This is a genomic window from Micromonospora sp. HNM0581, assembly GCF_012726175.1.
Lineage (GTDB): Bacteria > Actinomycetota > Actinomycetes > Mycobacteriales > Micromonosporaceae > Micromonospora.
The window spans coordinates 484,192-502,089 of the sequence record NZ_JAASAD010000001.1; the positions used below are offsets into that span (position 1 = coordinate 484,192).

The following is a 17,898-nucleotide window of genomic DNA, read 5'->3' on the forward strand; positions in this document are numbered from 1 at the left end:
TGGTGAGGATGGATGGTGAGCCAGCGCGCGGTTTTCGTGGGATGTGAGCTTGTCGCACCACGCGCGGGACCCATAGCTCGGAACGGATCACGGGTTCGTGCGACGGCGCCGCTGCCGGGCGTCCGGTGGGGTGCACCGGGAACGAGGTACGCGTGCCCCGAGTGCCTTGGCCGCTAGGCGGCCCGAGTCAGCCCCGCCGTCAGATGACGGGGCGACACAGGCAGGTGGCCACGCGGCACAGGTCGACCGCGCGCCGTTTGGTGAGGAGCGTCCCCATGAGCAGGGAGCCTACCAGCGATCCCAGGTATCTCTACCGGACCGACCAGCATCCGGGATGCCGGGTCGGCGGTCAGCCGGCGGAGTTGATCGGCACGTCCCGTGCGGCGGCGGTCACCGTCAGCCCCTGCGGCTGCGGCCTGACCTCTCGAACGGTGAGCTGGAACGGTAGTTCCGGCAGAGGCACGTCGACCGAGATGCTGCGGGCGAAGTTGCTCACCAGGGCACGAGCCAACGGCACGTCCGGCAGCCCCTCGGCGTTGAGGTCGTCGAACTGCAGGGCCACCTGACCTTGCTCACCGACGACGATGTCGGCGGTGCCGGTGACCGTCAACTGTTGACCGAGGACGTCCACCGGAGCGGTGACGGCGAGTCGTCCGTCCCGTTCGCCGAGGGTCAACCCTTCCCGATCGAGCAACGCCGACAGGCTCTGGTAGCTGATGGTGCCGGTGCCGTTCACCGTCTCGGCCACAACCTCGCCCTGGCCGGTGCGCAGAGTGTCGAGCGAGGCCCGTACGTTCCGAGCGTCCACGTCCAGACTGGGCAGCACGACCGCGTCGCCCTGCACCGAGGCCTGCACGTCCCGCAGCTTGATCGAGATGCGCTCGTACCTGCCGTCGATCACCTGGGTGAGGAACGGAAAACCGCCGACCTCGACTTCGGGCGGTGCGGACTGGGCGTTCTGCTGGGCGACCTGCTGTCGGACCTCGTCGGCGATGGTGCGCTCGGCCACGCTCGCCGCCACCCGGTCGGCGATGGCGATCAGTCCGGCGAGCACGAGCAGCAGGACGACGAATCCGATCAATGCCTTGCGCCCACGTCGCCCCGGCCGCCGTTCGTACGCCTGCTCCACGCCGTCTCCTGTCTCGTCGTACACCCCGCTGCCCCCAGCGGTGAACCGTGGTACCCGTGGTCTGGATCTCTCAATCGCGCGGGGTCGGGTCGTGCCGCCACGTACCGGCCGTCAAAGCACGAGCCGGCACATCAGGTACGCGGCGGGCGCCGCCATCGCGAAGCCACCGAGTGGGCCCTGCATGTGTCGTGCGGCCCAGACCGACGGCATCTCGCCGGCCATCATCCGGCCCGCCTCCGCGTAGCTGACGGCGAGGTCGGCCAGCACGGCGACGACAGCCGCCACCAGACCGATGATCGCGGCCCGGGTGGGGGTGAACGGGGTGACCAGATATCCACCGAGCAGTGCACTGATGAGCGTGCCGACCATGGCGCCACCGACCACACCGGCTGCCCCTCTGGGCACCTGTGGTGCCAGTCGCGGCCAGGCTGCGGCGGCGTCGGCCAGCCGGGCGACGACGAGCGCCACCCCGGCCGCGGTCAGGCAGACCGCGATCGCCTGGGTGCCGGCCGGGATCCGGCTGAGCACGATGAGCGTGGCGATGCCGACCACTCCGAACACGGTGGTGGCGGTGGTCCGCAACGAGTCGGTCACCCGGACCCTGTCCACCCGTCGGACCAGTTGACCGAGCAGCGCCGCGAGCACCCCGCCGACCGCGATGTAGAGCAGCGGCGCCAGCCGGGCCTCGGCCGACCGTACGGCCACCACGTCGGCCGCCACCGCGGTGGCGGCGCCGACTCCGAGGACGACCGCCAGTGCCGGCGGCCGGGTGACCATCGTCCAGGCGAGGAGGAACATCACCTGGACGATGGTCACCACGAGAGTGAACGGCAGTCGGTGACCTGGGCTGGAGGTCTGCGCCGCGACCACCAGGCCGAGGCCGAGCAGCGCGGCGAAGCCTCCGATGGCGAGCGAGATCTTGCGGCGTACCTCGACCTGGGGTTCCGCCTCGTCCTCGTCGTCGGGGTCCGCCTCGTCGTCGGGGCGGCGGGCCGCCCCACCGCGACGCAGGCGGCGCGGGCCGCGTGAGCGCCCCTGGTCGATCTCCGCGGCCGGCCCGGTACGCGGCGCAGCGCCGGCCGGGGAGGATGGCTCGTCGGCCCACGGGTCACGACCGGTCTCGGGCGAGTTGGCGGGAAACACGCACCGATCGTGCCAGACCAACCTCACATCGCGTATGACAGCGTTTCGGCGACGTTAAAACCTGGTCCGCAATAGTGGGCAGATAGGGCAAAGAGGAAACCACACAGAGTTCGTACGCAAGCGATCGGTTACGCTCATCGACGAAACCCGCCCGTCAGCGACGCCGGGACCCACGGAAGTTCCCAGCGCCACACCCCGCAGGAGTGCCGCTGGTCGCGTGCGGCCACAACGGCCGCCGGGACGGAGGTGATCGTGGAGATCCTGCTGTTGGTGACCGCACGGGCAGGCGAACCATCCGCAGTGCTACCGGCACTGGACCTGCTGCCGCACTCGGTGCGCACCGCGCCCCGCGACGTCCGCACCTTGGTCGCCGGCCCGAGCCCGGACGCCGTGCTCGTCGACGCCCGCTCCGAACTGAGCGAGGCTCGAGCCACCTGCCGGATGCTGCACGCCACCGGGCTCGGGGTGCCGCTGGTCGCGGTGGTCACCGAGGCCGGGTTGATCGCACTCAACGCCGACTGGGGCGTCGACGACGTCATCCTCGCCTCTGCCGGCCCGGCCGAGGTGGAGGCCCGGTTGCGGCTCGCGGTCGGCAGGTTGAGCAACGCGACCGCCGGAGCCGGTGGCTCGATTCGGGCCGGCGAGCTGATGATCGACCCGGACACCTACGCGGCGAAGCTGAAGGGCCGGCCACTCGATCTCACCTACAAGGAGTTCGAGCTGCTCAAGTTCCTCGCCCAGCACCCCGGCAGGGTGTTCACCCGCGACCAGTTGCTGCGCGAGGTGTGGGGTTACGACTACTTCGGCGGTACCCGGACGGTCGACGTACACGTACGTCGCCTGCGCGCCAAGCTCGGCTCCGAGTACGAGTCGATGATCGGCACCGTCCGACAGGTCGGCTACAAGTTCGTGGTGCCGTCGTCGCGGACCTTGCCGGAGAACGCCGAGCACGCGCCGCTACCGATACGGGCCCTCGCCAACGAAGGCTAAAATTCCCATATGCCCTTTTTGGTTGACTTGTGCATCTTATGGTGACTGCCAGTTGACCAGCGGGGGGCCTCTGTGGGCGGTAACCAGATGGGGGCGGCACGTGCCGTCGGGATGATCACGCTCGTCGTGACGGCGGTGCTCGGCTCGGCGTACCTGCTCGGGCGAGGGTTGGTGCCCGACGTGTCGCGAACCGACACCACCGTCACCGCGACCGGCGCCGCCCACGTCGAGTACGCGGACCAGTCCGCTGCCGACGCCGACCCTGACACCGCCGCTACGACCGACACCGGATCGAGCGAGCCGGACGACTCCGACGAACAGGAACAGGAACACGACCCCAACTTCGGACCGATGGGTACCCGGGTGAGCACCGGCACCGCCGGCGTCGCGCTCACCTTCGACGACGGACCACACCCCGACTACACGCCTCAGGTCCTCGCGATCCTGCGGGAGCACCACATGACGGCCACGTTCTGCGTGGTCGGCAAGAACGCCCAGGCGTACCCGTGGCTGGTCGAGCAGATCGTCGCCGAGGGACACACGCTCTGCAATCACAGCTGGGACCACGACGTCGCCCTGGGCGCCAGGCCAGTCGACTGGATCCGCGCCGACCTGATGCGGACCAGCGAGGCGATCCGCGCTGCGGCGCCGGACGCACCGATCGCCTGGTACCGACAGCCCGGCGGAGCCTGGACCTACTCGGTGATCGCCGTCTCGCGTGACCTCGGAATGACACCACTGCACTGGACGCTCGACCCCTCCGACTGGCGGGCACCGGGTGCCACCCGGATCGCCACCTCGGTGATCGACGAGGCGCGACCCGGCTCGATCGTCCTGCTGCACGACGCGGGCGGTGACCGTCAGGGCACCGTCGACGCGTTGTACCAGATCCTTCCGGAACTGGCCGGCAGGTTCGAGATCCAGGCGCTGCCGCCGCGCGGGCTGTGACGACGTCCCCACCGACCCTGCGGGCACAGCTGCGGTGCGGCTACGGTGATGCGATGAGCAACACCCAGTCGGGCATCGACCAGGTCCGTCGCCTCGACCGGCTCGGTCCGGCGGAGGTCGACGACGTGCTGGCGCTCGCCCGTAGGGCCGGAGACGCCGACGGCGCGGACCCGATGGACGAACACGTACTGTTCCGCCTGCGTGACGGGCACTCGGCGGCGGGGCACCTGGTCGCCCGCTGTGCTGACGGCACGCTCACCGGGTACGCGCACCTCGACATGACCGACCCGGACAGCGGCGTCGACGTCGAACTGATGGTCCACCCGGCGTACCGGCGGCGGGGCACCGGACAGGCGCTGGCCCGGGAGGTGTTGGCCACCGCCACCGGGCCATTGCGGGCATGGGCGCACGGCGACCACCCCTCGGCTGCCGCCCTCGCAGTCGACCTCGGCTTCCACCGGGCCCGGGTCCTCTGGCAACTACGTCGGCCGCTCACCGCCCCGCTGCCCGGAACACGCCTGCCCGACGGGGTGACACTGCGCGCGTTCCGTCCCGGCAGTGACGACGAGGCCTGGCTGACACTCAACGCCCGGGCCTTCGCCGACCATCCGGAGCAGGGCCGGTGGACCGCCGAGGACCTACGGGTACGCAGCAACGAACCATGGTTCGATCCGGCCGGTTTCCTGCTCGCCGTCGAGTCGGCGACCGGAAGGCTACTGGGTTTCCACTGGACCAAGGTGCACGAGCGGCCCGGCTCCGCCCGCATCGGTGAGGTGTACGTGCTCGGGGTCGAGCCCTCCGCCCACGGCGGCGGGCTCGGCCGGGCCCTGACCACGGCCGGCCTGGCGTACCTCCGTGACCGACGCGGACTGGACCGGGTGATGCTCTACGTCGACGAGTCGAACACCGGCGCCGTGGCGCTCTACGAGCGGCTCGGTTTCGCCCGCTGGTCCGCCCACGTCAACTACCGGCTCGGCTGATCCCTCCGAATCAGGTCAGGTGGAACCGGGGTTGGTTCGCATCGGCAAGATCCAGCTGGGGCATGATCGGGGTGACCGCGTCCCGGTTCGCCGCCGCCTCCACCACTGCGGCGAGGTCGGCGTAGGCAGCCACCTCGCCGAGGGTGACCAGGGTCGGCGGGACCATGGTCAGCTCACCGGCGGCACCCAACCTCCGCGCGTCGTCTGGTCGGATCCACAGCGTGTGGTCGGCCTCGCCGGAGACGTCGCGGGTCCGCTGCCCCTCGGGCAGCAACGCCACGAAGAAGTACGTGTCGAACCGGCGCGGCTCGAACTCCGGGGTCACCCACCGGCTCCACGGCAGCAGCAGGTCCGACCGGAGGGTGAGCTTGCGCCCGGCGAGCAGGTCGGCGAAACCGACCCGCCGTTGCTCCAGGTCGACCCGGGCGGCCTCCCACCCGTCGTCGCTGACATCACCGACGACCCGCGTCGGATCCGGTCCGGCGAGCAGCACCCCCGCCTCCTCGAAGACTTCGCGTGCCGCCGCACAGACCACCGCCCGCGCCGCCGCCGGGGCCAGCCCGAGGCGTACGCCCCAGTCCGCTGGTGTCGGGCCCGCCCAGTCCAGGGGGGTCGCGGAGTCGGACGGGTCCACACCACCGCCTGGGAAGGCGTACATGCCGCCGAACGCCATCGCCACGACCCGGCGGATCAGATAGACCTCGAATCCCCCGTCAGCCGGACGGAGCAGCAGCACGGTGGCGGCCACCCTGGGCACCACCGGCGCCGCGCCGGAGGCCAGGAACCGGCGGGCGTGCTCCACGAACGTGGGCGGCGCCGGAAAGCCGCTGTCGGTCGTCATGCGCCGAGACTAGTCTCGACCCGTGGGTGCCCTGTACAGCGCTCTGCTGACCTTCGGTAGCGTCGCGCCATGACTCGTTGGGGCATCCTGGCCACCGGCCACATCGCCGCCCGCTTCGCCGAGGATCTCCGGCTGGTGCCGGGGGCCGAACTTGTCGCGGTCGGTTCACGTTCCGCCGAGACCGCGGAACGCTTCGCGCAACGGCACGGAGTACCTCGGGCGTACGCCTCCTGGGCAGACCTGGCTGCGGACGCCGAGGTCGACGTCATCTATGTCGCCACCCCGCACGCCGCCCACCACGAGGCGGCCCTGACCTGCCTCACCGCTGGTCGGCCGGCACTCGTGGAGAAGCCGTTCACCCTGGACCTGGCCACCAGCACCGAACTGATCGACACTGCCCGTGCCGCCGGGGTCTTCCTGATGGAGGCGATGTGGATGCGGTGCAACCCGCTCATCCGGCGGGTCTGCCAGCTGGTCGCCGAGGGGGCGATAGGCACGTTGACCGCCGTCCGGGCCGACTTCGGCGTCGCCGGTCCGTTCCCGCCCGACCACCGGATGCGCGCCCGGCAACTGGGCGGCGGCGCGCTGCTGGATCTCGGCGTCTACCCGATCAGCCTGGCCCATCTGCTGCTGGGCGCCCCGCAGCACGTACGGTCCTGGGCGAAGTTGGGTCCCGAGGGCACGGACGAGAACACCGGCCTGATCTTCGGGTACGACACCGGCGCCGTGGCCACGTTGAGCTGCAGCATGGTGGGTGCCACCGGGCTCACCGCCTCGATCATCGGCAGCACCGGGCGGATCGACCTGCCCGAGCCGTTCTTCCGACCCGACGGATTCACCCTGCACCGCGCCGACGCGGAACCAGAGACGGTCACGGAGGAACTGGCCGGCTCGGGCTACCAGTACGAGGCGATCGAGGTACAGCGGTGCCTGGCCGCTGGATTGACCGAGAGCCCGCTGGTGCCGCACTCGACCACCTTGGAGATCATGGGCCTGCTGGACGACATCCGCGCTCAGATCGGCGTCTCCTACCTCTGACGCGGCGCACGGGAGAGGCTCTGCTGACGTCACGCGTTGGCGGGGCCCCTTCCGTGCATCTCAGCCGAAGATCGGGCGGACCAGGAAGTACATCAGGGCACCGATCGACCCGGCGGCCGGGAAGGTCAGGATCCAGGCCCCGACGATGTTGCCGGCCACGCCCCACCGCACCGCCGAGAGTCGCTTGGTGGCACCCACACCCATGATCGCCGAGGTGATCGTGTGCGTGGTGGAGATCGGCGCCCCGAGCACCAGGGCGTTGAAGTAGAGCACGCCGCTGGCCACTGTCTCGGCCGCGAAACCTTCCGGAGGACGCAAATCGATGATCTTGCGTCCGAGTGTCCGGATGATCCGCCAGCCACCGGCGTAGGTACCGGCCGCCAGTACGGCCGCCGAGGTCCAGAACGCCCACTCCGGGATGTAGGTGGCATCCTCCTGGTAGCCACCGACGAAGAGGGCCAGCACCACGATGCCGATGGTCTTGGCGGCATCCTGCATGCCGTGGCCCACCGACATGGCCGCCGCCGAGGCGGTCTGTGCCCAGCGGAAGCCTCGGTTCAGCTTGCCCGGATGCCCGTTTCGGAAGATCCACTGCACCGCGACCATCGCGATGTAGCCGAGTAGGAAGCCGACCATCGGCGACAGGATCATCGGGACGATGACACTCCCGCCGATGCCGGTCCAGAGCACCGTGCCGGAGGCGGCGACGGTCGAGCCGACCAGGCCGCCGATCAGGGCGTGCGAGGACGACGATGGTAGCCCGAAGTACCAGGTGATGATGTTCCAGGTGATCGCGCCGATCACCCCGGCGAAGACGATGCCGAGGCTGGAGACCCCGGTGGGCAGCTCGACCAGGCCACTGCCGACGGTCTTGGCGACCTCGGCGCCGAAGTGGGCACCGACGAAGTTGCCGACCGCGGCCATGGCCAGGGCGACCCTGGGTGTCAGCGCCCGGGTGGAGATGCTTGTCGCGATCGCGTTGGCGGCGTCGTGGAAGCCGTTGGTGTAGTCGAACACCAGGGCCACCCCGATCACCGCCAGTACGGCGATGAGCTCGGGACTCACGGGATCAGGACTCCTTGACCGCGATGGTCTCGACCGTGTTGGCGACGTGCTCGAAGGCGTCGCAGGCGGCCTCCAGCTCGTCGGCGACCTCCTTCATCTTCAGCACGGTCAACGCGTCGTACTCGCCGGAGAAGAGGCGTACCAGCAGCATGCGGTAGGCCTGGTCGCCGTCGTTCTCCAGCCGGTTGATCTCGATCCAGTAGTCCTCGAGATCCTTCATCGACTTCAGTCGGGGCATCGCGTCGGCGGTCAGCTTCGCCTGCTGGTCGAGCACGTGCACCAGTTCGTGCATCTCCCGTGGCAGCGACGGCAGCTTGGTCAGCCCGTAGAGGTAGAGCAGGTTGCCCACCGCCTCCAGGTGGTCCATCACGTCGTCCAGCAGTGAGCCGAGGCGGTAGATGTCCTCCCGGTCGAAGGGGGTGACGAAGGTGGAGTTGATTTTCTTGTACAGCTCGTGGGTGATCTGGTCGCTGTCGTGCTCCACCTCGGTGAGTCGCTCGCTCACCGACTGCACCTCGACGTCAGGCAGGGCCAGCTCGTTGAGCAGCTCCGTACCCCGGACCAGATTCTGCGCGGCCCTGGTGAAGAGCTGGTAGAAAGCGCCCTCGTTGGGGCGGAAGGAAAACCTCACAGCACGGACCTCGTCGTGTCGGGTGGAAGGGGTGGCGGCGGTCGCTCCGGCGCCCTGCTGAGGGAATGCTAGGGAACCGTCAGTCGGGCGATAATTCGGCCCACCCCCGGCCAGATCACATTCACCGCCCATTCAGCTTATGTTCACTTTTGCCGGCCCGTGGTTCCCAGCAGCCGCTCCCGTTCCCGCTCGATGTCGAAGTCGGCTGGCGGATACCCCAGATCAAGAGTGTCGAACGTCTCACGCAGCAGGTGCGCCACCGCCCAGTCCCGGTACCACTTGCGGTCCGCAGGAACCACGTACCACGGCGCGACGTCCGTGCCGCACCGGGCGAGCACCTCGGCGTACGCGGCCTGGTAGTCGTCCCACCGGGAGCGGGCGTCGACGTCGGACGGGTGGTACTTCCAGTGCTTGGTCGGATCGTCCAGACGAGCCAACAACCGGCGGGCCTGCTCGACGTTGGAGATGTGCAGGAAGACCTTGACCACGACCACGCCGACCTCGGTCAACTCCCGCTCAAACTCGTCGATCTCCGCGTACCGGGGCCGCCAGAGGTCCTCCGGAGCCCCCTGTTCGACCCGGGGCACCAGCACGTCCTCGTAGTGGGAGCGGTTGAAGACCCCCAAGCCACCGGGCGGCGGCAGGGCCCGACGGATCCGCCACAGAAAGTGGTGCCGTAGTTCCTCGGCGGTCGGCGGACCGAACGCCCGGATGTGCACGCCGAGCGGATTCATCGCCCCGACCACCCGCTTGACCGTGCCGTCCTTGCCACCCGAGTCCATCGCCTGCAACACCAGCAGTACCCGTCGCCCGGCGCCCGGATCGGCCTTGGCCCCCGCGAACAGCATCTCCTGCTGCCGGGCCAGCCTCGCGCCCAGCCCGGCAAGCTGCCGTCGGGCCCAGGCCTTACGATCGGATCCGGTCACCTCGGCGCCGGGTAGCCCCGGAGTCGAACGGGAATCGATCTCCGCGAGGTCCACCGGCCCACCGGGCCGTACCCGCAGCAGGTCTCCTATCGCGCCGTCGCCCGGCGCCACCACGTCAAAGCCACCGTCGTCCACCATCGGAGCATCATCACCCGTCCGCCGCCGGTCCGCGCGACGGAGACGGAACGTGCCCGGAATCCGTTCGGCACTGCGGGGTCAACCCGCCAACGCCACCGGCATCTGTCAGACCACCAGGGCCAACCATTTGCGGTACGCGGTGGCGAAAGGCTCCGTACCGTCACCGAGCGCACCGAGCAGCCAACGCGCCGCCGCCTCGGCCTCCACCACCAGATCGTCGGGGTACCCGAAGCGGGCCCGGTGCTCGGCGAACTCGTCCTCGTCACGCAGCTCGACCAGGCCCGTCTCACGACGCCGGACCACATCCAGGTCGAGGTCGATCAGGTGGACAGTGTCCTCGCCCTCCCAGCGGGCCGGGCTGGCGATGTCGCAGTAGACCTCGCTGGTGCGCGGCGGCGGGTTGAACATGCCGGTCCACCAGGCGTGGTGCGGCACCAGCAGCACGAAGGGAATCTGCTCGACCGACGGCCGGCCGTGGTAGACCGAGCTGGTGCCGGCCGACACGCCGAGCCAGACGCCAAGGTCGTCCTCGGCCAGTCGGCGGGCCGGGTAGTCGCGGTGGGCGCTGCCGTCGAACTTGCGGTAGATCACCCGGATCACGTCGCTCGGCATGAGTCGCACCCTAGCCGATTCCACCCACACGTCGCCGTCGGGAAGTTTCCGGACCACGTGGCGTTGCGCTGCCCTGCTGGCGACCACGACACGGCCGTTCGGTACCGACCGCGTCCGCCCCGGCGGGTACCGTGCCACGGTGACTCCGCCCCGCAGCGCCACCGGAACCGGCTCCACCCGCGACAAAGCCCGTCGGCGGGGCGACCGGCCGGGCGGAGCCGAGCTGCTGTCCGCCGCGATCGGGGCGGTACCGGGTGGGACGACACGTCCAGGGCAGCAGCAGATGGCGGCCGCGATCGAGGATTGCGTCGCCACCGGTGACCATCTGCTGGTGCAGGCCGGTACTGGTACCGGCAAGTCCCTGGCGTATCTCGCCCCGGCGTTGACCGTGGACGGACCCGTGGTGATCTCCACCGCTACCCTGGCGTTGCAGTCCCAGCTGGTGGAGCACGACCTGCCCCGGCTGGCCGACGCCGTCGAGCCGTTGCTACGGCGCCGCCCGACGTTCGCCGTACTCAAGGGCCGCCACCACTACCTCTGCCTGGCCCGGCTGGAGAATTCCAACGCGGACGAACCGGAAGACACGCTCTTCGACGCACCGGCCGATCGCCCCGGCGGCACGCGCTGGCTCGGCGAGGCCGGCCGGCTGGGCAAACAGATCCAACGCCTGCGGGATTGGGCCCTGGAGACCGACACCGGTGACCGCGACGAGTTGGACCCGGGTGTCGACGACCAGACCTGGCGGTTGGTCTCCATGCCCGCCCGCGAGTGTGTCGGCGCGTCCCGCTGCCCGTACGGCACGGAATGCTTCGCCGAGACCTCCCGGGCCCGGGCCCGGGAGGCGGACATCGTGGTGACCAATCACAGCCTGCTGGCCGTCGACATGCTCGCCGGCCGGCATATCGTCCCGCCCCACCGACTGCTGGTCGTCGACGAGGCCCACGAGCTGGCAGAGCGGGTCTCCTCGGCGGCGCAGGCAGAGCTGACCCCGGAGCTGATCGACAGGTCCGCCCGGCGAGCCCGTCCGCTGCTGCGCCCGGAGACGGCCGAGGCGTTGACCGCGTCGGGTGACGCCCTCGCGATCGGGCTGGCCGAGGCACCTGTCGGACGTATCACCAGCGGGCTACCCGGGCCGCTCACGGAGGCGTGCACGCTGTTGGACGCCGCCACCCGTACCGCCCTGGACAGCATCGGTGACGTCAAGGCCGACGACCCGGACCCGGTCCGCAAGCAGCAGGCGAAGGCGGTCCTCGACGAGTTGTCCACCACGGCCCAACGGTTGCTGGAGGAGGCCGAGCACGACGTGGCCTGGGTGGAGCGCAACGACGTGACCGGACGGCGGGCGCTCGTGGTGGCTCCGCTCTCGGTCGCCGGCACCCTGGCCACCCACCTCTACGACGAGCGCACCGTGGTGGCCACCTCGGCCACGCTCGCGCTGGGCGGGCGGTTCGACACGGTCGCCCGCGCGCTGGGCCTCGACGCGCCGCCACCGGAACCACCGTCGCCGGCTGCCGCCGCCCTGGCCAGGGCCACCCAGCGACCGGCCGGTGGCGGCGAGACGACCGATGGTGTCGTGCCCACCCGGCCGGGCGGTGCGGGTGCGGCGACCGACTCCGGGCTCGGATGGCGTTCGCTGGACGTCGGCTCGCCGTTCGACTATCCCCGCCAGGGCATCCTCTACGTGGCCGCCCACCTGCCCCGACCGGGGGCTTCCGGGCTGCCCGAGGCCGCCGGAGAGGAACTGCTCGCGCTGGTCACCGCGCTCGGTGGGCGTACGCTCGGGCTCTTCTCCTCGCGGCGGGCCGCGCAACAGGCGGCGGAGCTGCTACGCGCCCGGACCGATCTGCCGGTGCTGCTTCAGGGTGAAGAGGCGTTGCCGCTGCTGGTCCGCCGGTTCCGCGAGGAACGGTCGAGTTGCCTGTTCGGGGTGATGTCGTTGTGGCAGGGGGTCGACGTCCCCGGCGATTCGTGTCAACTTGTAGTGATAGATCGACTTCCTTTTCCTCGTCCCGACGAACCGCTCGCCGCAGCTCGTGCGGCAGCGGTGGACGCGCAGGGCGGCTCCGGCTTCGCCGCGGTGAGCGTCCCGATCGCGGCGGTCCGGCTTGCTCAGGGCGTGGGCCGACTGATCCGCGCCAACGGTGACCGGGGCGTGGTGGCGGTGCTGGACTCCCGGTTGGAGACGGCCCGTAGCTACGGGTCCTTCCTGCGCCGCTCACTGCCTCCGTTCTGGTACACGACCCGCCCGGAGGTGGCCCGGGGGGCGCTCACCCGTCTCGCCGCCAGCTGAGCCGTCCGGGCGGTACCGCCCGGACGGTGGCGGACCGCTGGCGGTCCCAGGGCCCCCGGACGGGATCAGGGTGTCCGGGCGGGGTCAGGGTGTCCGGGCGGCGACGACCACCGCGTCGGGAGGGGTGTCGGGGACGCGCCGGGCGGCGAGGCGGCGTACGGCCGTGTTGAGCACCGCGATGACGGGCACCGCGACCAGTGCTCCGGTGATTCCCGCGAGCACCACGCCGGCAGCCAGGCCGATGATCACCGCGAGCGGGTGGATGGCGACCGCCCTACCCATGATCAACGGCTGGAGGATGTGACCCTCCACCTGCTGCACGCCGATCACCACACCAAGGATGATCAATGCGGTGACCGGGCCACTGTCGACCAGCGCCACGAGCACCGCCACACCTCCGGAGAGAGTCGCACCGACGATCGGGATGAACGCGCCGAGGAAGACCAGGGCGGCCAGCGGGAAGGCGAACGGGATGTCGAAGATGACGAGGAAGATGCCGATGCCCACGGCATCGATGAACGCGACGAGCACCGTTGCCCGGACGTAGGCGACAAGCGTCGCCCACGCGGCCCGACCTGCGTCGTCGACCTTCCAGCGTGCGGCGACGGGCAGCAGCCGGACCAGGAACCGCCAGATGATGTTGCCGTCGCGCAGGAAGAAGAAGGTGGCGAAGAGGACCAGCACCGTGCCGGTCAGCACCTCGGCCAGGGTGGTCGCGGTGGAGAGGGCACCGCTGGTGAACCGCTCGGTGTTGTCGTCGACCCACTGCTGGGTCTCCTCGATGTACCGGTCGAGGTCGTTGTCCGACAGGTGCAGCGGCCCGGTCTTCAGCCAGTCCTGGATCTGTTGCAGACCCTGGGTCGACTTCGCGGCCAGCTCCGGAACACCCTCGATGAACTCGTTGACCACCAGGGTGAGCGTGCCGATCACCGCGGCCAACCCGGTGACCAGCACCACCGCGGTGGCCAGTGACCGTGGCAGGCGGGCCCGGAGCAGCCAACCGACCGCGGGCGCCAGCAGTGCCGACAGCAGCAGCGCCACCGCCAACGGGATGATCACGATCCGTATCGTGCCGACGAGTTCCAGCAACGCCCAGAAGACGATGCCGACGACGATCAGCCGCCAACACCAGGCAGCGGCGATCCGCAGCGCGTGCGGCACATCCGCGTCGTCGCGGCTGGCAGTCGAGTTGTGCAGCGGGGCGGGTGTCTCGGCACCCACCACGGTCGCCGACGCCGGTGCCACCGGCCCAGGGCTCGACACCGACGCCACGTTCACCGGCCCGGGCTCTTCGGGCGGCGCCGGACGGCCCGCTCGAACCGATTCCCGGCCCGACTCGTACGCGCGACGCAGCCGTCCGCGTATCCGCTCCAAGCGGCTCAAGCGCACCTCCCGGCAGATCCTCGCCTGCGCACTGCGTCAGGTCGGACAGGATACGCCCGACCACGTGACGGTAGGACGGTTTCGCCACCCACAGTGCCCCGTCCGAACCGGCCGCTAACCGGTGACCACCGACGGAGGACGAGGGACGACACGGTAGCGTCTGCGGCGTGACCGCCGACGCTGACCTCGACTCCGGCCTGCCGATCCGACTACTGCACGACCGCGTGCTGGTGCGGATGGAGGGCAGCGACGGCGAGCGGCGTTCCAGCGCCGGCATCGTGATCCCCGCCACCGCGGCGGTCGGCAAACGCCTCGCGTGGGCTACCGCGGTCGGGGTCGGGCCCAACGTGCGGGCCGTCGTCTCCGGTGACCGGGTGCTCTTCGACCCCGACGACCGCTCCGAGGTCGAGCTGCACGGTCGGGGCTACGTGCTGCTGCGGGAACGTGACGTGCACGCGGTGGCCGCCGAACGGGTCGAGGAGAACGCGACAGGTCTGTATCTCTGACCGACCTCGCCGCCCTCGACCGGCCCCGTGTCGTTTGCCGCGCTCCCCGGCGGGAAGCCAGCCGCACCACCGGCCTGGGGAGGGACGATGCCGGTATTCGTGAAGAAGGTGCTGGCCTGGGGAAGCCTCGCGTTTCTGATCTACTTCATGGCGTTCCGGCCGGACGGCGCCGCACAGATGTTCAAAGCCATCGGTGCGGCCCTGATGATGATGGCCCAGGGGCTCGGGGACTTTCTCACCAGCCTGATGACCTGAGCACAGCCGGCCTGCCGGTCAGCCCACGACCGGCAGGCCGGCGTCGGCGGTCAGTGGTGGCCGGGCGGCCAGGGTGTGGCGGGTGGTGGCCCGTACCAGCCCTGCTGGCGGTAGCCGGCGGGGAACGCGGGCGGTGGGGGCGGCGCGGTCAGCACCACCGGAATCGGGACGACCGGCTCTTCGGGTGCCTCCACCGCCCGCTGCGAACCGTCCGGGAACTTCAGTAGATAGCGGTGCCCGTCCCAGACGCCGACCGGTGACTGCGGGTCGCGGCCTACGAAGTACGACCGGTACGCGGCGATGGCACGGAGCAGTTCCTGTTCCTCCCGGGCCGTGCGGTCCCGGTCCGCGGGACGGCGGTCCAGCCCACGGGCGGCACCGTCGCGCAGCAGCGCCAACCGGGTGGCCGCGAACTGGTAGCCGCGCATCGCCCGTACACCGGCGTCGCCGGCCACCCGCCGGGCCCACACCCGGGCCGCGTGCCGTCGGCCGAGGCTGCTCAATGCGGCCACCTCCGGTGGCGTGAGCCAGCCGGCCCGGACGTAGTCCGGCAGCACCCGCTCGGTGAGCCGTCCCTCCCAGGCCCGCAGCCACACTGCCAGGCCGACCATGGCGAAGAAGATCGGCACCATCACGCCGACGAAACCGAAGAGGGAGATCAACACCTGTCCGGTGGCCTGGGTCAGCGTCGGCAGCAGGTTCCACGTCCCGTGCAGCATCATCGCCAGCAGCAGCCCGGCGACCGGGGCGAAGAACCGCACCCTGCGGTCGGCCGAACGGGCGGCGATACCGAGCCCGATACCGGCCATCGAGGTGAACAACGGGTGGGCGAACCCGAAGAGCAGGATCCGGACGATGAAAATGGCGATGACCTGTTGCGCCCCGGTCGCCGGACCGTACTGCTCGACCCCCGACGCATATCCCAACCCACCCAGGTAGAGGATGTTCTCCACCATGGCGAAGCCGATCGCGGAGAGCCCGCAGTAGACGAGGCCGTCGGTGATGCCGGACCACTCGCGCCGACGGAAAACCAGCAACAGGATCGGCCCGAGGGTCTTCGTCAGTTCCTCGATGAAGGGCGCGACCAGGACGGCGGTGAGCGCGACCGGCAAGCCCTGGTCCTCGAACCAACCGGCTGCCGTCTCGTTCACCCTGAGTGACGCCGCAGTGGAGACGAACGCGCCCCAGGTGAAGCAGAAGATCAGATACTTCAGCGGCTCAGGCTCGTAGCGATCCAGCCAGAGGAAGCAGGCCACCAGCACCGGCACCGGCAGTACCGCCGCGGCGGTACCGACCAGCAGCGCCTCCGGGCCCAGACTCGTGCCGAGGGTGAAGAGCATGAAGATCGCGCAGGCCGCGATCAGGATGATCACCCCGACCAGTACCAGCGCCCGCCGCCAACTGAGGCGACGGCGTGGCATTGCGGGTACGCCGCCGTCCTCGCCGGGTGCGGCGGGCACTGATGGCGACGGCGGCAGCGATCCGCCGGACGGGGTGACGGCCATGCGGTCAGCGTAGTCATGCCCGACGCGGGTGGCCGGGCGCATGGCCGTCCGGGCAACTCGGAATCGTCCGGCCGCAGCGTGCGGTCCACCGACAGTCGCTCAGCCGACCGGCGGGGCTGCGGGCCGCTGCGCGGCCGGTTCCGGCCCGGCCGCTACACCCGGTCGGTTCAGTTCCCCGAAGGAACGGCGCACCAGCTGGTTCGCCTCCTCCTGGCTGATGCCGGAGGCCACCAGCAGGTCACTTGCGGTGGTACGTACCTGAGCCACCACCACACTGCCGGAGAAACCAACCCCGTCGCCGTAGGCCCGACCGGCCTCGCTGACGGCCCGTAGCGACCACTCCCGGGCCTGTTCGGGCTCCTCGCCCTGGGCGAACTCCTTCGTCAACAAGCGCACCGCCTCCGCGAGGTGGGCGATCGCATCGGGCATCGGTTCCGGCACCGGCTCCTCGTCCTCGACCAGAGTCACCGCACGTCGGATCAGCGTGCCGCTGTTGCGCATCGCCCGGTCGATCGGGTCGGCCGCCTCCGCGTAGTGGGTGAGTTCGCTGCGCCGGTGCCACCGCGCCGGGGACAGCAACGCGGTCTCCTTCGCCCCCTCGATCGCCTCGCCGAGGGCGGCCAGTTCCTGCTTGTTGTTCCGCAGCCGGTCCAGCGCCTGCTGGATACTGTCCCGGTTACGGTCCCGCAGTCCGTCGGCGGTGATGTCGAGCTGCCCGGCCAGCAGGTCCAATGCCGGTCGCGCCGCCCGGTTGAGCACCCGTAGCGGATTGAGTGGCAACAGGATCGCGGTGACCAGGAGCGCGATGCCGCCGCCGACGATCGCGTCGATGAACCGGGGCAGTTCCAGGTCCTCCACCGACGGACTGAGTGTCACGATCAGTACCGCGGTCGCGGCGGCCTGGATGACGATGGCGACGCTGCCACCGGCGAAGACGGTGAGCACGATGGCGGAGGTGACGACCAGCCCGAGTTGCCACGGCCCGGTGCCCAGAAGGTAGATGAGCAGGTCGCCGACGAGCACGCCGACACCCACCCCGAGAATCAGTTCGATGGTCCGGCGGAACCGCTGGCCCACCGAGACGGCAAGCGTGCCGACGGCGGAGATCGGAGCGAAGACCGGCTGCGGATTTCCCAACAGCTCGTGCGCGGCCAGCCAGGCCAACCCGGCAGCCAGACCTGCCTGGGCGGCCAGCCCGAGCGACAGGCGTACCCGGTGCAGCCGGTCCCGTAGGCTGGCCTTCCCACGGTGGTGCAGCTGCGCCATGGTCTCGGCGATCCGGGCCGTGTCGACGTCGGACCGGCCGTCCCGCTCGCCGTCACGACGCAGCAGCCGTGACAGTCCGTTCCGGGCCACCGCCATGGCCGGGACTACCCACCTGACGCCCGGACATTCCCGCCGGCGCGGCACCTCACCCGGGCGGTGGCGCCCGCTCCCGCCCGGGTGCCGGATCGGACCGCCGACGGCGGTGACCACATGGTGACCGGCCCCCGTCCGGGTGGCCGCTTCGGGTGCGAC

General features: G+C 70.4%; 18 protein-coding genes. 7 read left to right on the forward strand and 11 right to left on the reverse strand.

Annotated features, from left to right (window positions below):
* Nucleotides 1-199: 199 nt before the first annotated feature.
* From HCA58_RS23950 to HCA58_RS02305, 3 genes are all read right to left on the reverse strand, one after another.
* On the reverse strand, nucleotides 200-277 hold the full coding sequence (locus HCA58_RS23950) for an Ms5788A family Cys-rich leader peptide (RefSeq protein ID WP_311202345.1): 78 nt from the start codon (nucleotides 275-277) through the stop codon (nucleotides 200-202).
* A 72-nt stretch (nucleotides 278-349) separates the two neighbouring features.
* Nucleotides 350-1,129 carry a DUF2993 domain-containing protein gene (locus HCA58_RS02300; RefSeq protein ID WP_169596027.1) on the reverse strand — a complete coding sequence of 260 codons (780 nt, stop codon included), beginning with the start codon at nucleotides 1,127-1,129 and terminating at the stop codon, nucleotides 350-352.
* A 111-nt stretch (nucleotides 1,130-1,240) separates the two neighbouring features.
* The gene (locus HCA58_RS02305) at nucleotides 1,241-2,272 is read right to left on the reverse strand and encodes a hypothetical protein (protein ID WP_169596028.1); all 1,032 of its coding nucleotides are present in this window, start codon (nucleotides 2,270-2,272) and stop codon (nucleotides 1,241-1,243) included.
* Nucleotides 2,273-2,518: 246 nt separating this feature from the next.
* On the opposite strand from HCA58_RS02305, the gene HCA58_RS02310 reads away from it, so the two are divergent.
* The 3 genes from HCA58_RS02310 to mshD all read left to right on the forward strand — a co-directional run bounded on the left by HCA58_RS02310 (nucleotide 2,519) and on the right by mshD (nucleotide 5,190).
* Nucleotides 2,519-3,262, forward strand: a complete 744-nt coding sequence (locus HCA58_RS02310) for a response regulator transcription factor (RefSeq protein ID WP_346775850.1) — start codon at nucleotides 2,519-2,521, stop codon at nucleotides 3,260-3,262.
* 87 nt (nucleotides 3,263-3,349) lie between these two features.
* A complete protein-coding gene (locus tag HCA58_RS02315; protein WP_169596030.1) occupies nucleotides 3,350-4,210 on the forward strand; it encodes a polysaccharide deacetylase family protein in 861 nt (286 codons plus the stop codon).
* Nucleotides 4,211-4,263: 53 nt separating this feature from the next.
* Nucleotides 4,264-5,190 carry a mycothiol synthase gene (gene mshD / locus HCA58_RS02320; protein WP_169596031.1) on the forward strand — a complete coding sequence of 309 codons (927 nt, stop codon included), beginning with the start codon at nucleotides 4,264-4,266 and terminating at the stop codon, nucleotides 5,188-5,190.
* A gap of 10 nt (nucleotides 5,191-5,200) precedes the next feature.
* On the opposite strand, the gene HCA58_RS02325 is transcribed toward mshD, so the two are convergent.
* Complete coding sequence (locus HCA58_RS02325) at nucleotides 5,201-6,031, reverse strand: NUDIX domain-containing protein (protein WP_169596032.1); 831 nt, start codon at nucleotides 6,029-6,031, stop codon at nucleotides 5,201-5,203.
* A gap of 69 nt (nucleotides 6,032-6,100) precedes the next feature.
* Between HCA58_RS02325 and HCA58_RS02330 the strand changes: the two genes are divergently transcribed.
* Nucleotides 6,101-7,069 (forward strand): Gfo/Idh/MocA family oxidoreductase, encoded by a 969-nt coding sequence (locus tag HCA58_RS02330; RefSeq protein ID WP_169596033.1) that lies wholly within the window; start codon nucleotides 6,101-6,103, stop codon nucleotides 7,067-7,069.
* Nucleotides 7,070-7,129: 60 nt separating this feature from the next.
* Here the strand turns inward: HCA58_RS02330 and HCA58_RS02335 are convergent, their stop codons facing one another.
* From HCA58_RS02335 to HCA58_RS02350, 4 genes are all read right to left on the reverse strand, one after another.
* A complete protein-coding gene (locus tag HCA58_RS02335) occupies nucleotides 7,130-8,134 on the reverse strand; it encodes an inorganic phosphate transporter (protein WP_169596034.1) in 1,005 nt (334 codons plus the stop codon).
* A 4-nt stretch (nucleotides 8,135-8,138) separates the two neighbouring features.
* Nucleotides 8,139-8,765: a DUF47 family protein gene (locus HCA58_RS02340; protein WP_169596035.1), complete on the reverse strand. Its 627-nt coding sequence runs from the start codon at nucleotides 8,763-8,765 to the stop codon at nucleotides 8,139-8,141.
* A 143-nt stretch (nucleotides 8,766-8,908) separates the two neighbouring features.
* Complete coding sequence (locus HCA58_RS02345; RefSeq protein WP_169596036.1) at nucleotides 8,909-9,829, reverse strand: PPK2 family polyphosphate kinase; 921 nt, start codon at nucleotides 9,827-9,829, stop codon at nucleotides 8,909-8,911.
* Between the two features lie 105 nt (nucleotides 9,830-9,934).
* Nucleotides 9,935-10,441: a DUF402 domain-containing protein gene (locus HCA58_RS02350; protein ID WP_169596037.1), complete on the reverse strand. Its 507-nt coding sequence runs from the start codon at nucleotides 10,439-10,441 to the stop codon at nucleotides 9,935-9,937.
* 139 nt (nucleotides 10,442-10,580) lie between these two features.
* On the opposite strand from HCA58_RS02350, the gene HCA58_RS02355 reads away from it, so the two are divergent.
* On the forward strand, nucleotides 10,581-12,731 hold the full coding sequence (locus HCA58_RS02355; RefSeq protein WP_169596038.1) for an ATP-dependent DNA helicase: 2,151 nt from the start codon (nucleotides 10,581-10,583) through the stop codon (nucleotides 12,729-12,731).
* Nucleotides 12,732-12,815: 84 nt separating this feature from the next.
* Here HCA58_RS02355 and HCA58_RS02360 read toward each other — a convergent pair whose 3' ends face one another.
* The gene (locus HCA58_RS02360) at nucleotides 12,816-14,114 is read right to left on the reverse strand and encodes an AI-2E family transporter (RefSeq protein WP_169596039.1); all 1,299 of its coding nucleotides are present in this window, start codon (nucleotides 14,112-14,114) and stop codon (nucleotides 12,816-12,818) included.
* A 167-nt stretch (nucleotides 14,115-14,281) separates the two neighbouring features.
* Between HCA58_RS02360 and HCA58_RS02365 the strand changes: the two genes are divergently transcribed.
* Together HCA58_RS02365 and HCA58_RS02370 are read left to right on the forward strand one after the other, a co-directional pair.
* Nucleotides 14,282-14,620 carry a co-chaperone GroES gene (locus tag HCA58_RS02365; protein WP_169596040.1) on the forward strand — a complete coding sequence of 113 codons (339 nt, stop codon included), beginning with the start codon at nucleotides 14,282-14,284 and terminating at the stop codon, nucleotides 14,618-14,620.
* An 87-nt stretch (nucleotides 14,621-14,707) separates the two neighbouring features.
* Nucleotides 14,708-14,875, forward strand: coding sequence for a hypothetical protein (locus HCA58_RS02370; protein ID WP_169596041.1), 168 nt, complete (start codon nucleotides 14,708-14,710; stop codon nucleotides 14,873-14,875).
* 50 nt (nucleotides 14,876-14,925) lie between these two features.
* On the opposite strand, the gene HCA58_RS02375 is transcribed toward HCA58_RS02370, so the two are convergent.
* Nucleotides 14,926-16,422 (reverse strand): PrsW family intramembrane metalloprotease, encoded by a 1,497-nt coding sequence (locus tag HCA58_RS02375; protein WP_169596042.1) that lies wholly within the window; start codon nucleotides 16,420-16,422, stop codon nucleotides 14,926-14,928.
* Between the two features lie 57 nt (nucleotides 16,423-16,479).
* On the reverse strand, nucleotides 16,480-17,736 hold the full coding sequence (locus tag HCA58_RS02380) for an FUSC family protein (protein ID WP_346775855.1): 1,257 nt from the start codon (nucleotides 17,734-17,736) through the stop codon (nucleotides 16,480-16,482).
* Between the last annotated feature and the right edge of the window lie 162 nt (nucleotides 17,737-17,898).

Excerpts from the sequence above, each read along its gene's own strand:
- HCA58_RS02370 (WP_169596041.1), top strand. The coding sequence starts at position 14,708 with ATGCCGGTATTCGTGAAGAAGGTGCTGGCCTGGGGAAGCCTCGCGTTT.
- HCA58_RS02350 (WP_169596037.1), bottom strand. The coding sequence starts at position 10,441 with ATGCCGAGCGACGTGATCCGGGTGATCTACCGCAAGTTCGACGGCAGC.
- HCA58_RS02330 (WP_169596033.1), top strand. The coding sequence starts at position 6,101 with ATGACTCGTTGGGGCATCCTGGCCACCGGCCACATCGCCGCCCGCTTC.
- HCA58_RS23950 (WP_311202345.1), bottom strand. The coding sequence starts at position 277 with ATGGGGACGCTCCTCACCAAACGGCGCGCGGTCGACCTGTGCCGCGTG.
- mshD (WP_169596031.1), top strand. The coding sequence starts at position 4,264 with ATGAGCAACACCCAGTCGGGCATCGACCAGGTCCGTCGCCTCGACCGG.
- HCA58_RS02315 (WP_169596030.1), top strand. The coding sequence starts at position 3,350 with ATGGGGGCGGCACGTGCCGTCGGGATGATCACGCTCGTCGTGACGGCG.
- HCA58_RS02345 (WP_169596036.1), bottom strand. The coding sequence starts at position 9,829 with ATGGTGGACGACGGTGGCTTTGACGTGGTGGCGCCGGGCGACGGCGCG.
- HCA58_RS02375 (WP_169596042.1), bottom strand. The coding sequence starts at position 16,422 with ATGCGCCCGGCCACCCGCGTCGGGCATGACTACGCTGACCGCATGGCC.
- HCA58_RS02325 (WP_169596032.1), bottom strand. The coding sequence starts at position 6,031 with ATGACGACCGACAGCGGCTTTCCGGCGCCGCCCACGTTCGTGGAGCAC.